We start from the raw sequence: 15163 nt of genomic DNA, 5'->3' as shown, positions 1-15163 counted from the left end.
GGTGAAAGGGCTATAGGCTTGGTTTTGTAAATTTAACAAATTTTCAATTTCTCTTCAACTCCGCACACATCCCATTCTCCATGGCGAACTTGATCAACTCCCCCTTGGTCTTCGCCCCCAGTTTTTTGCGCGCATTTTGAAAATGGGTTTGCACCGTAAACTCGGCAATGAACATCCGTTCCGCAATTTCTTTATTGGACAAACCAGGGTCTTCTACCAGTAGGCAGATGACCTCTTTTTCCCGGATGGTCAATTGTACTTCTTCCTCAGAAGGCCTTGCGTTGAGCTGGGCCTCTTGCACCCGGGGCCAAAGGTCGGGCGGAAAAAATGTCGCTCCACGGTAAACGGCATGAATGGCACCAATCAGAGTATCCTTGCTGCGCTCTTTGATCACGTAGCCATCAATGCCCTGCTGCATGGCTTTGAGGATGTAGTTGCCATCGCCGATCATGGTCAACAGGATGACTTTGGTTTTGGGGTATTGTTTGCGAATGATTCGAGCCAATTCCAGGCCATCGGGCTTGGGCATGTTGATGTCCAAAACGGCCACGTCTACCTGCTGTCCCTGCAACAATTGCAGGGTTTCTTCTCCGTTCAGTGCAGTGCCCACAATGTCCAGTTCTGCCTCTTGTGCCAAAAAAGACTGAAGTCCATCCAAAATGATTTGGTGGTCGTCGGCGAGCAGGATATTGATTTTTTTCATGGTTCAAATCTTTTAAAAACAGCTTTCTACAAAGGAATATCAATCATTACGGTAGTGCCCCGTCCGGGTTTTGAGTCAAAGTGAATGTGGCCTGAGTGCTCATTCACCCGTGATTGGATGGACAACATGCCCAACCCGGGGCTATCCTGGATCGATTGTACCTCAAAACCACGCCCATTGTCGTCGATCACCACGTTTACATTCTCCGGAAAGTAACTTACCTGGATGGAGATATGCGTGGCCTGGGCGTGTTTGATCACATTATGGACCAGTTCCTGGATGATCCGGTAAAGGTTGAGTTCCAACTGGAAATCCTGGCGCTGGTTCAGCCCGTGGGTCACCAGTTCGACTGCTATTTTGGAAGTACCAATTGCTTCCAGCAGGGCTTCCAACTGGGCTTTAAGGCCGAACTGTTTCAGGAGGGCTTCGCCAAATTCGTGGCTGAGTTTGCGCACTTTGTCACAAGCTTGATCCAACAAACGATTGGCCTGATTGTAAGTAATGATGCGTTCTTTGGGCAAACGATCCAGTACTTCTTCAACAGTCAACAGGTTCATTTTGACCGTAGCCAACATAGAGCCTACACCATCGTGCAATTCCTCACCAATTTTTTGCTGAATGAGATCTTGTGCTTCCAGTCGGGCGTACTGGGTTTCCAGTTCCTTTTGGCGCAGCAAGGCTAAATTTTGTTGAATAGCTACCTGTTCCTTCTTTCTGGCCAGTTCGGCTTCCTGTAGGGCGAGGTTTTTGTTGTTGAGCGCGATTTCTTCGTTTTGCTGGGCGATTTTCGCTTCCCGAATGGCCGCAATTTGCCTTTGGCGGAACAAATAAACACCCCCCATGGCAAGCAGCAATAAACCAACCAGTACCGCGCCCCAGGTTAGGCTGCGCTGGTAAACGAGTTCTTTTTGGTATTGCAAAAATTGTTTGAGCAGCCCTTGTTTGTCCATTTGGTAACGAAACAATTCCTGAAAAGCTAAATTCCCCTGATCGGAATTTAAGTTGTTCAGCAAGCGGATGAGTTGGTCTTCATACCTTTTGGCTTGCTTGGGCAGTTTGAGCTCCTGGTACGCATCGGAGAGAAAAAACAGGGCTCGCCCCACCAATAAAGTGTCTTTGGGTTGAAGCCGCAACACCTTGAGGTAATTGCGGGCTGCATCGGCAAATTTGGCCTGTTCATAAAAAAAGTTGGCCCACTCAAATTGCAGCAAAGCAAGTTCAGGCTCGTTGTTTAAAGGCGCTAATATTTTGCGACTTAGCTCCAAATTCTGCCGGGCCTGAGGATATTTACCTTGGTCGAGGTATACCCGACCAAGGTTTTTGTATGTCTTTGCCCGATAAAGCAAATCGAAGTGCAGACTGTCTGCATTTGATTTTAAATAATAAGATTCAGCCAGTTGCAAATTTCGTCGGTAGTAGGCATTGTTGCCAAGAAAAAAATGGCACAACGGAATATACTTTTTGGCATTGGCATCCAAACTTTTGAAATCGCGTAGCGACCGCAAGAGGGAATCTTTGGCCGCTTGCCTTTGATTGAAATGATCTTGAATCAACACAGCGTAATTCATCCGTAGGGTTGCACGACCAGATCGGATTTCCTCAAGTGTCTCAAGTTCGTTGGGCCGCAGCAGGGAGTATAAAAGCATTCCACGTTGATAATAAACCCTGGCCAAACCAAAACGGTTACTATCCTTGTACAAGGTACCCAAGTCATTGTACATTTTAGCTAAAGCAAGCTCCTTTCGGTATTGGATGAATTCAATGGCTCTCCTGAGATAGTATTGTGCACTATCGTAGAGGTTTAAACGGGTATACAATTGCCCTAAGTTTTTATAACCTTTGGCAATATCAAGGCTATCCCCCAATTTTTCACGTAAAATTAAACCTTGCTGATAGTACATTTTTGCTTGCAACAGGTCGCCCATTTCCGACTTAGCCAAGCCAAGTCGGAAGTAACCATCGGCATACCCTTTAGCGCAATTGCCTTTTTGTGCCAATTTCAAAGCTTCCCGAGCAAATTGCTCGATCCGTTCAGCTTCGAGACTTTGAAAGGCTAACTCATTAAGAGAATCTACTTGGGAGCAAATTGACAGTGGAATTCCTTGTGAAGCAACTCCCGTAGTGTTTTGTTGAGCATTTCCGCACGGGAGGCAAAACCAAAGCAATCCCAATGCGCCGATAAGCAGGATTCTCATCTTACAAAACCGAATAAAGTTGGGTCATCGCCAGGGCGTTCACGGTCGGTAGCTGAACCTGTACTAACCGTCCCTGTACCACCCGTTTTGGTTGTTGTAGGGGCATCAGTAGATCTTGCGTTCGATGTAGGTTCTTGGAGAACATCGCCGATTACGGTTACTTCAACCATGCTTTCCACAATCGGAAAATTGATCGCACCAAGATCAATGCTGTGTACTACGGGGGTAATGAACTCGTAATTGGGCATCGCAGCAACTTGCTTTAATTTGACCGTAATTTTCAGCAAACCATTGGCCAAATTTTCTTTGTTGATGCTGAAGCCGTCGGCCTGAAAATTGCTGCGTGGGCAAAAGTTAATGACGTGGAGAAAATAATTGTCAGCGAGTTCTCCACTTTCTTTTCCTAACTGAAGGACTGGATGGAAAAATTTCATAGTGTTTTAATTTTTGATGAATGTTTTGATGCTACAAAGATCAAGGCAATTGACAGGTGATATGCTACTTTTAAAACAGTATTTCGCTCTACTTAGAATCAAGTAGAACATGAGAGTAGGAGAATTGAAGTGTAACAAATATGATCAAATATAATGGAAAAAGGCTTGAAAGTTCAGTTTAATTTTGTATAATCATTACATTGAGGTAATATTTTGAATGATCACCTAAATAATAATTATAACAATGCCCACAGTTTACGCCCTCCTCACCGCCATTGATAAATACCCCAATCCACGTCATGTGCTGGAGGGATGTGTACGCGACTTACAACATTTTAAAACTTACCTGGAAACACATTGTACTAAAGCGGGTTTGACCTTAAAGTTGCATACACTGACCGACGAACAAGTCACCCGGGAGGCCTTTATCGCCGGATTCGACCATTTTCAAGCCGCCCAAGCTGGCGACCAATGTTTGTTGTTTTACGGGGGGCATGGTTCACGCAGCCCGGCTCCTGAGGAGTTTTGGCATCTGGAATCGGATCACCTCAGTGATTCACTGGTGTGTTGGGACAGCCGTACAGAAGGCGGGCGCGATTTGATGGACAAAGAATTGTCCTGGTTGATTTGGCTGGCAGTCAAAGACAAAGACATTCCGTTTATTACCATCACCGATTGTTGTCACTCGGGTTCTTTGCGTGACACAGAGGTGGAAACGCTGCGTACCCGTGATCTACGTGAAATAGGCAGCAAGTCCACTTTGGAGCAATATTTGGGTTATGCCGATTACCAAAAGAGTAGCAAAGGTGAACTGAGCCCTCCACAGGGGCGCAGAATCCATCTGGGCGCAGCGCGAGATGTAGAAACGGCCAAAGAGGCGCGAATTAAAGGAACTCCTCGGGGCGCATTCACCTATTGTTTAGTGGAAACCTTGGCACAATCGGGGGAATTCCTCTCGTATGAAAGCCTGTTGGGGCAGGTCAATCTGCGGGTACGCCGCCTGGTCAGTGAACAGTCGCCACAATTGGAATCAACCGAAGCCGAAGATAAAAAGCTGGGCTTTCTCTCTACGTCTCCTGCTGCCGAACGAGCACCTTATGCCATTGTGCGCGATAAATTCAATGTCTGGTGGCTCAACGCCGGAGCTATTCATGGCATTAACGTTGGAGAACCGGGCAACCGCACGCTGCTGGCACTTTTGCACGACCAGCATGAAATCGAAGTAGCTGAAGTAGAACCTTCTCTTTCCAAAATTACCGGAATGGAGCACTACGATCCGCTCCGTACTTATGCCGCAGTGATGAAACGCCGGGCCATTTCTCCCTACACCCTGGGGATTGCGCCAGGAAGTGATCCGGCGGGTATCGCAGCGGTAGAAGCACAACTCCAAAAAGCAAAAGCTAACCTGTTTACCCTTACCCGTGATCGGCCTGCTGATTTTTTGCTTCACGCCAAGGACGGAGCCTTTTTTTTGAGCCGTCAACACGATTATGCGCCACTTTTTAAACGGGTGCCCGGCGATGATGAAACAGCAGCAATCTTCTTTTTGCAAAAATTGGAAACCATCGCTGCTTGGCGACAAGTACTTGATCTGCACAACCTGGATACCCGGATTCGCGACGAAGAGATCACCTTGGATTTGCAACGGGTGACCGAAGCGGGTAATGACAGCAACGATGCGCCCTCAGAACGAGTGGATTGGCGGGTGCCTCCGGTTTCGTTTCCGTATCTAAATAAAGAGGGCCAATGGCACCAACCGGGTTTTAAACTCAAAATCAAAAATACGGGCCTGCGTCCGCTCTGGATCAGTCTGCTTTACCTGGGCGATGACTTTGGGATCAGTAATGTGCTCCTGCCCAAACAGGCTTTGAACCCCGGCGAAGAAGCCAATGCCACCGATGTGATCAATGGTTATCCTTATTTGGTGATCCCCTTGCGCATGGAGGAAACCCATCTTGCCAATGGCATCCATGCCATCGAAGAGTGCCTGAAAGTGTTCATCAGTACCGAAGAGTTCAACACGGATTTGTTCAACCAAAAGGGATTGCCTCCGGATGAGGCTCAGCCCATCAGCCCAACCCGCGCCGTGGGTAGAGTGAAAGAGGTTGAAACGAAAGATTGGCGGACGCTGGAGATTTGGGTGAGGATTAGCCATGAGTAAAGCAAGAAGTATAGAATCTACTCAATCCCTCACCCATACCAAAAACAAAATATAACAAATTTCCCAAATCAACACCCCTCCCTTTCACCATTTTCCACAATTCTTCCTTAATTTCCGCCGCAAATACAAAGTACCATGTCTGAGCAAACGCTACTGGGAGTGGGATCCCGTGTAAAACACCCTGCATACGGCGATGGGGTGGTGATTCGCCTACACGCCGTGGCCTACGACATTTGTTTCAGCCTTTACGGCATCAAATTAGTGGGCAAAGACTACGACAAAATGGAAATTGTAGAAGCAATTCCTGCCGAGGACCCGGTGAGTTTTAGCGCTGCCGAAAAATCGCTGATCAAAATCCTGCGCACCTACCTTGATGGCATGGAGGAAGTCCCCATTGGCGACCGCTGGGAAGGCGGAACACTGATCCTACAACCCGCCGACAAAAGCCTCAAAGCCAAAGAGCTGCCCATCGAAGATTTTTTCCACAAAATCGTGATGACCCGCGACCGCCTGCGCGTACTCGAACAACGCATCAACAGCAATGCTCAACTCAGCGACGCCGAAAAAGTCAACTTGCAGCAGTACATTACTAAAATTTACGGCAGTTTGACAACTTTCAATGTCCTTTTTCGGTATAAAGAGCATTACTTTACTGGAGAAAAAAGTTAACAATGAAAATCGCCCATTCGGTTTTTTATTTACTGGTCATTTTTGGATTGAATTCCTGTTTTTTTTCGGCAGAAAATCCTTATACAGGTTTGCCCCCTGGCGTTTGGCGGGCAGTGCTTAAACTGGAAAACAACCCCATCAACCCCAACCCCCGTGGTGAGCCGCTTCCCGATAAGGTCAATTTAAAATTTGAAGAAGTCAGCAATGGGGAATTGCCTTTTCTTTTTGAAGTAAAGTATGTGACGCCGGATAGTTTTTACATCGAAATCATCAACGGTGAGGAGCGGATTGTGGTAGATGACATCAAAATTGGCCGCGACAAAAGCCAGGCTAAAGACACCATCCTGATCAATTTCCCGGTCTTTGATTCCTACATCAAGGGTTACTTTTTGGAAAATGCCATCGATGGCCAGTGGGTGGTGCGCAACAAGGAGAATTACAGCATTCCCTTTGTAGCCCGCCACGGACGCGATTACCGGTTCACCAACTTGCGCAAGGAACCCGTAATGGATGTGAGTGGGCGTTGGGAAACCACATTTGAAATCGGCACCCCTGACGAGTACAAAGGCGTTGGAGAGTTCAAACAAAATGGCAATTACCTTACTGGCACGTTTATGACTGAAACGGGTGATTACCGCTATTTGGAAGGCACCGTACAAGCCAATAAATTGTATCTTTCCTGCTTTGACGGCACTCATGCTTTTTTATTTGAGGGAAAAATAGACCCCAAGGACAGCACCATGATCGGCTCTTTCCGCTCCGGGCATTTGTACCAAACCTCTTGGGAGGCAAAATTCAATCCCAAAGCCAAATTGGCTGATGCACATAGCCTGACTTACCTCAAATCCGGTTACGACCGTTTTGATTTTTCCTTCGAAAATCCAGATGGCAAAAAAGTAAGCCTCAAAGACGCCCGCTACAAAAACAAGGTAAAAATCATCCAACTAATGGGCACCTGGTGCCCCAATTGTCGGGATGAAACGGAGTTTTTGGTAGAATATTTAAAAGAACATCCCGATCAAGATGTGGAGGTCATTGCGTTGGCCTTTGAACGTTACAAAGACAAAGAAAAAGCCATGGGCTCCCTGCGTACGTACAAGCAGCATTTCAAAATGGACTATGAATTGCTCCTGGCCGGAAGTTCCGACAAAGCCGAAGCCTCACAGGTTTTGCCCATGCTCAACGCTGTGTTGGCCTTTCCAACCATGATCATAGTGGATCAAAATGATCGGGTGCAACTCATCCATACGGGCTTTGCAGGGCCTGCTACCAGTGAATACAAGCAATTTAAAATGGAATTTAGCCGTTTCATATCGCAACTTTTGACCACTAAATCCGTACAGCAATAGCAAAACGGAATTTTTCGCCTTTAGGCATAATGTCTTTTTTCAAAACCAAACAACCTAGAAACCGAAAGAAAACCATGGCAACTAAAAAAATAGCACTAGCTTACTGTATCGATAACCTCCCGGTTGCAGAATCGCTTTATAAAGCACTAAGTCAGACATCATATAGTGTAAGCCACTACTACTGCAAAAAAAATGCAGAGGAAGCCACACTGGCGGAACAACTGCGCGACTTTGATGGCACCATCTTGCTGCTCATTAGCGATAATTTTCTCCGCTCGGAACATTGTATGAATCGCGCCCTGCAACTGGTGCAACAAAAAACGAGCAACATTCTTCCTCTGGTCATTGATGGCCGCAACAAGGATGAAGCCAGCGGCCAGTGGGTCAATACGCCCACCAAATTTGAGCGCATTGGCGACATCATTCCCTATATCAATTATTGGCAAAACAAATACCTGGACCTGCGAAGCCAAAAACGCAAATTTGAAGCAGAAAACGAGGCAGACAAACGAGAAGAACTGAATGAAAATTTGCGCATCCTCCGCCAGGTTTCCAGCGAAGCAAGTGAATTCCTGCGGGTGCTGCGCAACATGCGTTACTACCAGTTTGGGGATTTTATCGAAAACCACATGCGGGCGTTTTTTGAATTTGTGGAGGATTCTGCAGAGTGGTCAGCTTTCAAATCCAATGTTCCGAATTTGAATTTTCAGGACGACCCATCGGCAGAAGTGGATACTGAAGTTGCAGTCGGTACAACAGAGTTGCCAACTGAACCCGCGCTACAGGAAAACCCCATTGCCGAATTGTTTCAGGAAAATGAAATAGAAGCAAGGCCCGAAGAACCCGAACTGGTAACAGAAAAGCCCTCAACAATGGCAGAACCCGGGCATGAATTAGCAGAAAATCTGGAGGAATGGACGGGCGCTGAGTTGGCCGAAAACCTGGAAGACCTTGGGGTCGTTATTGCTGAACATGCCTCAACGGCACTGGAAGAAATCCCATTGGAAATTCCTGCGCTGGAACCCGAAATAGGAACAATCGCCGAAGCAAACATTAACGAAGTAGTTGAACCAGAAACTGCTGAAGTGGCAGTTACGCATACCGATGCGTACTTGGATACGCCCGATGCTGATGCTCATGAAGATTCCAGCAGTGAAGTGGCCAGTTCCGACGAGACAGATGACGATAACGACGATGAGGTGGACGAAGAAGAAAGTAATGATAAGGTAAGCGACCTGATTCGTGAGGCCCGGGGGTTAGTAGCATCAGGCCAGGTAGAAGCGGGCATCAATTACATGAAACAAGCCATCAAAATTTATCCTGGTAGTGCGGAAATGCATTATTTCTACGGATTGATTCTGGCCCAAAATACCCGCGACCTCAACGGAGCACTGGAACAATTGGCCTTGGCTACTGAAATTGATCCCGACCACGAAGCAGCTTTCTTCTTGCTTGGAGAATTGTCTGAACTCCAGGGAGATTTCAATGCCGCCCGCAAACACTATGAGCGGCTGATCGACATCAATGATGAATTTACGGACGTTCACTACCGCTTAGGTACGGTACTTCAAGCCCATTTCCCGGAAGATGTAGAGTACGCTGCCAAATGTTTTAAAAAAGCAGCCAAACGCAACCCCGGCAATGCTGACGCTCATTACCAGTATGCCTCTATCCTGGCCGATGTGATGGGAAAAACGACCAAAGCTGAAGAATGGTTTCTCAAAACCCTGGAGATTCAAAGCAAACACCCTTTTGCCAATTACGACCTGGCGCTGATTTACCATACTGCTGGTGATGCCGCCAAGGCACTGGAATATTACGAAGCAGCCATCGCCAACAACCCTGAGTTGCAAACGCCGGAAAATGAAATTGCCTTCAGAGGGCTAGGTACTCCTACCGAACCAGAAGTTGAAGCAATTGAAGAGGAAGTTCCTACTGCAATTGAGGATTCCGTTGCAGACGAAGAGCCTGTGGCGCTCGAAGAAATTGCAGGGGTAGTCGAAGAAATTAGCGCTCCACCACTTTCACCGCTGCTTTCTATCGAACACGACACCATTGAGGCCCTTAAACAGAACATCCTGCGCCTGGAAGAATTACTGAAAGCCAAAGCGGCCCAGGTGGAAGAAGCGGTAGTAGAGGAAGAGCCCATTGTAGAGGAGCCCTTCGAAATGCCTCCTGCCAAAACAGCCCTGATCACTGGCGCGACTTCTGGAATTGGCTTGGCCACGGCCCGTACTTTTGCCCAGGCGGGCTGGCGTTTGATCCTTACCGGGCGTCGTGAAGATCGTTTGGAAGCGGTTAAAGCGGAATTGATGCAGGCTGGGGCTGAAGTCTTAGGCTTGGTTTTTGATGTGCGCGACTACCACAAGGTCGCTGAAAACATCCAGAATTTACCAGAAGAATGGCGCAGCATCGACCTGTTGATGAACAACGCAGGCAAAGCAAAAGGTTTGTCTGAAATCCAGGAAGGCTCGCTGGAGCATTGGGAAGAGATGATCGATACCAACATCAAAGGTCTGCTTTACCTAACCCGTTGCGTCAGCCCAATGATGGTGGCCCAACACAGAGGCCATATCATCAACATTGGTTCGATTGCAGGCAAGGAACCCTACCCAATGGGGAATGTTTATTGTGCTTCGAAAGCGGCAGTTGATATGCTGACCCGGACCATGCGCCTGGACTTGCACAAATACAACATCCGGGTAAGTCAAATTGCCCCCGGCCACGTGGAAGAAACGGAGTTTGCGCTGGTGCGTTTCGATGGTGACGCCGATCGGGCCAAAATTTACAATGACTTCCAACCGCTGACTTCGCAGGATGTGGCGAATACCATCTATTACATGGCTACCCAGCCATCCCATGTCAATATTCAGGATGTGGTGATTTATGGAACGCAACAGGCGAGTGCAACGGTGATAGATCGCTCTGGGAGGCCGTAAGTAAAATTGATTGGAATAAAAAAGGGGTACACAGAATTTATCTGCGCACCCCTTTTTTTTATGCAAATCTATTTTATTTCATATACTTCGCCTTCACCTCTTCGAAACTCGGTAATTTCCGGATGTGCCAATCTTCCACAATCGTTCCATCCTTGAACAACAGTACCCCTGGATTAGAACGAATAATCGTCTTCAACAAGATATCGTCAGCACGCAGCGTCAGAAAGTTGAAGCCTGTTTTTTCCTTAAATGCATCGATCATCGCTGGGTCATAAGGGCTAGTGATGGCATACACTGTAGCACCAGCTTCTTTTGCTTTGGTCATTTCGGCTACCAGTTTTTTCCACTTGGCTACATAATGCTCATCCCAGGTATACAACTTGTGGGTAATGTTGCGCGTTGCGATAGAATCCACTACTTTGGTCGAATCCGGTCCCATTTTGAAAAGGGTGTCCTGAACCGTTTCCGTTTTGGTCCCAGACTCCTCACCATAGAGTTTGTACGCTACAATCATAAAGTGGTAGCCTTTGATGCCTTTCCAGTCTTCCGTTACGCTGCTGCCATCAGGGCCAGTCAGGTCGAAATCGTTGATTTTGGTGATCGGGATAGCGGGTTCGGATTTTACCTGATCAAATTCGTATTTCTCGCCAGGATATTTGTCCAACTCCTTTAGGAATTGCTCGTATGGCACTTCGATGACCTCTTTGGTCTTTTTATCAGTTAGGCGATAAGCCAGGATTTTTACCTCTTGCAAGGCCTTTTCTTCCGCTTCTTTTTGTTTCACCACATCTACGCCCGGTTTAAAAGGTCGGAAGTTGATCGCAGGAATGTCCCAAATGTAGTTATTGAAGCAGTACAAGGTAATCCCCACAACCGTTGCTGCATTCAAAATGCTGCGCGTCGGCAGGGTAAACAACTGGTGCATCTTGCTGGCTCTTGCGATAAAAATGATCGCCGGAATCATCAGGAAGAGGTCTTTGAAGAAAGAAACTTTGGGTTTCAATTTCAAAAAGTCACCAAAACAACCACAATCGGTTACCTGCATATTGGTTTCTACATATGGTCCCCATTTGCCAAAGGCAAAGAAATTGACGTCGGGAGATACATAGCCAGTCAAATAAGTGAACCCGGTCAGGAAGGTGAAAAACAACACCAGCAGGAAAAAAGCCCAGGCGGTAAACCGGCGGCTGGAACCGATGATCAACATGACACCCAGAAGAATCTCAAAAACGATCATAAACACCGAAAAACCATTGACATATTTGGTCAACAAGGGAAACAAGGGTGCAATAAACGAGAACCAGGTGCTTTCAAAGGTGCTTTCGAATTTGGCAAAATACTGCTCCATCTTGTATGCTGTGCCCAGTGGGTCAATGGCCTTGACGAAACCCGAGAACACAAAAAGAGCGCCACAAAAGTGTTGCAAAAAGCTTACCAAAAGATTGTTCACTTTTTTCAAAACAAAGTGGGTAATCCCGGTAAACACTGCCGCTACAATGGCGACGTAAAGGACGAGGGTAAAAATGGTCATGGTTGTTTGTAGTTGAGGAGTTGAGAAGTTGAGGAGTTGAGATCGGTCAATGAGCGAAGTCGAAGTGCCGATCTCAACTCCTCAACTCCTCAACCTTTTTAATCAATGCAAATACCGCATAATTCACAATATCCTGATAATTGGCATCTAAACCTTCTGAAATCAGGGTTTTTCCCTCGTTTTCTTCGATTTGTTTGATGCGCAACAACTTCATCAGAATCATATCTGTAAAAGAGCTCATGCGCATATCGCGCCAGGCCTCTCCGTAGTCGTGGTTTTTGAGCGCCAATAAATCCCGAATAACCTGAGTTTGCGCGTCGTATAGGGTTTCCACCTTGCTGGCTTCCAATTCCAATCCGGCGGTCACTGAGCCAGGCCGAAGTGCCGCTTCGTCTAGCTCCAGTTGAATCAGCGCCATGATGGCGTAATTGATGATGCCCTGGTATTCAGAATCAATGGAGTCGGCAATTTTTTGGGTTTTAGTTTCCTCCAGATTGCGAATACGTTTGGCCTTGATGTACAGTTGATCCGTTAGCGAGGTGGGGCGCAAAATCCGCCACGCGGTGCCATAATCCCGCGTTTTTTTCAAAAAAATCTCCTTACATTTCGCCATTACGGCATCATACTGTGCTAAAGTATCCATTGTACTTGATGGTTTTCCGGCACAAAAGTAAACAAATGCAGTAAATTGAAACCATTGATCTGCTTGCTGTTTTGGGAATCGACGTTTAATTGACACGAATAGTGCTACCTCGTTTAAACACTGATCACAGGTTTATGCGTTACAAAGATCAACAGAGGCGCTGAGAATGCCTGTTAACAGCTTGTAAATATTTGACAATAGACTTTATGCGTAGTGGAAATGAGTGATGAGTATTTGACGATTAAGGAGGCAAGTGTAGGTGAATTCAGAGATCGGGGCAGTAAATTCATTGCCTATGCCTATCCTATATCTTCGGAACTAGACTGGCCACCCCTCCTGGAGACCATCCGCAAGGAACACCCCAAGGCTACTCATCATTGTTTTGCCTTTCGATTGGGTTTGGACAAAAACAATTACCGCGCCAACGATGACGGAGAGCCCAGCGGCACCGCTGGCCGACCTATCCTGGGCCAAATCGACAGTTTTGGCCTAACCAATGTCTTCATAGTGGTGGTGCGCTATTTTGGCGGCACCTTGCTAGGCACTTCCGGACTTATCAACGCTTATCGCCTTTGTGCAGCCGACGCCCTGGAGAAAGCCGAGATCATTGAAAAAACGGTGGAAGATTTTTACCGCCTCACCTTCGATTATGCCATCATGAGTGATGTGATGAATGCCATTAAAAAACTGGGCTTACCCATGCTGGAGCAGGATTTTGGGGACTTGGGCAAGGTCACCATTGCCATTCCCAAAAGTGAGGTAAAAGACAGCCTCTTTAAACTCAAAGCCTGGGTAGCTGGGCTGCGCCTGGAAGAAGCCCTTGACCTTGAAAATGTAGCAGGGCTGGAAATTGAACAAATAAAATGATACACATGAAATACCCGCTGTACCACATTCTAATTGCTTTTTTGCTGTGTACTGGGGCAATGATTGGGGGTTCGCCCCAAGGCTTGGCCCAATCCCAACAACCCAACTTCAACCTGGAACTCCAGGCCAATGTCAATGAATACCCTACCGATCTTTACAGTGCCATATGGGGCTATGTAGATGGACAGGGGCGCGAATACGCCGTTTTGGGAACCCGCATTGGCACGGCCATTTATTTGTTGACGGACCCCAAAAAGCCTAAAAAAGTAGCCTTCATTCCCGGTTCCCGCAGCATTTGGCGCGAAATGAAATCCTACAAAGATTACGTCTACGTCACCATTGACAATGTGCCCGATGGATTGCTGGTCATCAACATGAAAAATGCACCGGACGCCATCACCTGGAAACTCATCAAACCCCAGGCTCCGATTGATCCCCTCATGCCCGGATTGGTCGAACGATGCCATACCATCTGGATTGATGAAAATGGGGTGATGTACCTCTCAGGTTGCAATGTAAACAATGGCGCTGTGGTGATGTATGACCTCAAGGCAAACCCGGAATCGCCAAAATACCTGGGGGCGGTCAAAACAGGCCTCTATTCTCACGACAACTTCACCCGAGGGGATACGGTATGGAGTTCCGACATCTACAGTGGCAGGGTCAACATTCTGGACGTCAAAAACAAGGCCAACCCTGTGCTTCTGAACTCCATCACCACCACCTCACGCTTTACGCACAACTGTTGGTTGTCCGACGATGGCAAATACCTGTTTACCACCGATGAACGCCTCAACGCCAGTATCGATGCCTACAAGGTGAGCGACCTCAACAACATCGAATTGCTGGACGTTTTCACCGCGGCTGCTACGCGGGGGCGTGGGGTAGTTCCGCACAATACCCATTACCTGAAGGGCTTTTTACCTACAGCCTATTATACCGATGGGGTAAAAATTGTGGATGCCAGTCGCCCGAGCAACCTCGTTGAAGTTGGCAGTTACGATACCTACCCTGGCCCCGATGGTGGATTTGCCGGGGTTTGGGGCATCTATCCCTATTTTCCCAGTGGTTTGTTGATTGCCTCGGATATTCAAAGTGGTTTGTGGGTGTTCAAGCCCAACTACCAAAAAGCCTGCTTCCTAGAGGGTTTGATTACCGACGCCCGCACCAACAACCCGGTGACAGAAGTAGAAGTAAAAATATTAGCGCCACAGGTTAACCTGGAATATTCCAAAACCTCTGGAGAATACGCTACAGGCATTGCCCAGAGTGGCACTTACCAGGTTGTCTATTACAAGGAAGGTTATCAACCTGATACCCTTTCCGTCGTTTTTACCAACGGGAAAGTGAACATTCAAAATGTAAAATTGCGTCCAGATGGCTTTACCACCAGCCTCAAGAACATCAAACAATTGCCCTTACAGCTCCTTGCCAGCCCCAACCCATTTTACGAGTCTTTACGCCTGAACTACACTTGGCAAAACCAAGGATACGCGGCGGAACTGAGGGTGTACAATTCCCTCGGTACAGTCCTTGAAAAATATCCCTTGTTGCCCGGAAACGGCCAAATCCAGATTGGTGAAAATTGGCCCAAAGGCCAATATTGGGTGCAAGTGCAGTGTGTTGAGGGAAGTAGTAAGGCAGTAAGTGTGGTAAAACAATAGAACGAAAA

At 47.2% G+C, this 15163-nt stretch carries 11 protein-coding genes; 6 read left to right on the top strand and 5 right to left on the bottom strand.

The features are described from left to right. Positions 1–43: 43 nt before the first annotated feature. From SFV55_RS15450 to SFV55_RS15440, 3 genes are read right to left on the bottom strand one after another with little or no spacing between them, the layout of a single operon-like run. Positions 44–703, bottom strand: coding sequence for a response regulator transcription factor (locus SFV55_RS15450; RefSeq protein WP_320030422.1), 660 nt, complete (start codon positions 701–703; stop codon positions 44–46). A gap of 26 nt (positions 704–729) precedes the next feature. Continuing rightward, complete coding sequence (locus SFV55_RS15445; RefSeq protein WP_320030421.1) at positions 730–2898, bottom strand: sensor histidine kinase; 2169 nt, start codon at positions 2896–2898, stop codon at positions 730–732. Further along, entirely contained in the window at positions 2895–3332 is a 438-nt protein-coding gene (locus tag SFV55_RS15440; RefSeq protein ID WP_320030420.1) for a hypothetical protein, read from the bottom strand. Before SFV55_RS15440 ends, SFV55_RS15445 begins: the two co-directional genes overlap by 4 nt. 244 nt (positions 3333–3576) lie before the next feature. Here SFV55_RS15440 and SFV55_RS15435 point away from each other — a divergent pair, with 244 nt between their 5' ends. From SFV55_RS15435 to SFV55_RS15420, 4 genes are all read left to right on the top strand, one after another. After that, on the top strand, positions 3577–5493 hold the full coding sequence (locus tag SFV55_RS15435) for a caspase family protein (RefSeq protein ID WP_320030419.1): 1917 nt from the start codon (positions 3577–3579) through the stop codon (positions 5491–5493). 135 nt (positions 5494–5628) lie between these two features. Then, complete coding sequence (locus SFV55_RS15430; RefSeq protein ID WP_320030418.1) at positions 5629–6162, top strand: hypothetical protein; 534 nt, start codon at positions 5629–5631, stop codon at positions 6160–6162. A 2-nt stretch (positions 6163–6164) separates the two neighbouring features. Next, the gene (locus tag SFV55_RS15425; protein WP_320030417.1) at positions 6165–7511 is read left to right on the top strand and encodes a TlpA disulfide reductase family protein; all 1347 of its coding nucleotides are present in this window, start codon (positions 6165–6167) and stop codon (positions 7509–7511) included. Positions 7512–7585: 74 nt separating this feature from the next. Beyond that, positions 7586–10450, top strand: coding sequence for an SDR family NAD(P)-dependent oxidoreductase (locus tag SFV55_RS15420; RefSeq protein WP_320030416.1), 2865 nt, complete (start codon positions 7586–7588; stop codon positions 10448–10450). Positions 10451–10523: 73 nt separating this feature from the next. On the opposite strand, the gene SFV55_RS15415 is transcribed toward SFV55_RS15420, so the two are convergent. Both SFV55_RS15415 and SFV55_RS15410 read right to left on the bottom strand, forming a co-directional pair. Then, positions 10524–11981 (bottom strand): MauE/DoxX family redox-associated membrane protein, encoded by a 1458-nt coding sequence (locus SFV55_RS15415; RefSeq protein WP_320030415.1) that lies wholly within the window; start codon positions 11979–11981, stop codon positions 10524–10526. 73 nt (positions 11982–12054) lie between these two features. After that, positions 12055–12624: a DUF1599 domain-containing protein gene (locus tag SFV55_RS15410; protein ID WP_320030414.1), complete on the bottom strand. Its 570-nt coding sequence runs from the start codon at positions 12622–12624 to the stop codon at positions 12055–12057. A 219-nt stretch (positions 12625–12843) separates the two neighbouring features. Between SFV55_RS15410 and SFV55_RS15405 the strand changes: the two genes are divergently transcribed. Both SFV55_RS15405 and SFV55_RS15400 read left to right on the top strand, forming a co-directional pair. After that, positions 12844–13491, top strand: coding sequence for a YigZ family protein (locus tag SFV55_RS15405; RefSeq protein WP_320030413.1), 648 nt, complete (start codon positions 12844–12846; stop codon positions 13489–13491). 5 nt (positions 13492–13496) lie between these two features. Beyond that, complete coding sequence (locus SFV55_RS15400) at positions 13497–15155, top strand: choice-of-anchor B family protein (RefSeq protein WP_320030412.1); 1659 nt, start codon at positions 13497–13499, stop codon at positions 15153–15155. The last annotated feature ends 8 nt before the right edge of the window (positions 15156–15163 follow it).

The organism is Haliscomenobacter sp., from assembly GCF_033763495.1.
Classification (GTDB): Bacteria; Bacteroidota; Bacteroidia; order Chitinophagales; family Saprospiraceae; genus Haliscomenobacter.
Note: the sequence above shows the minus strand (reverse complement) of the source record. Positions and strands in the feature narration are given on the sequence as shown.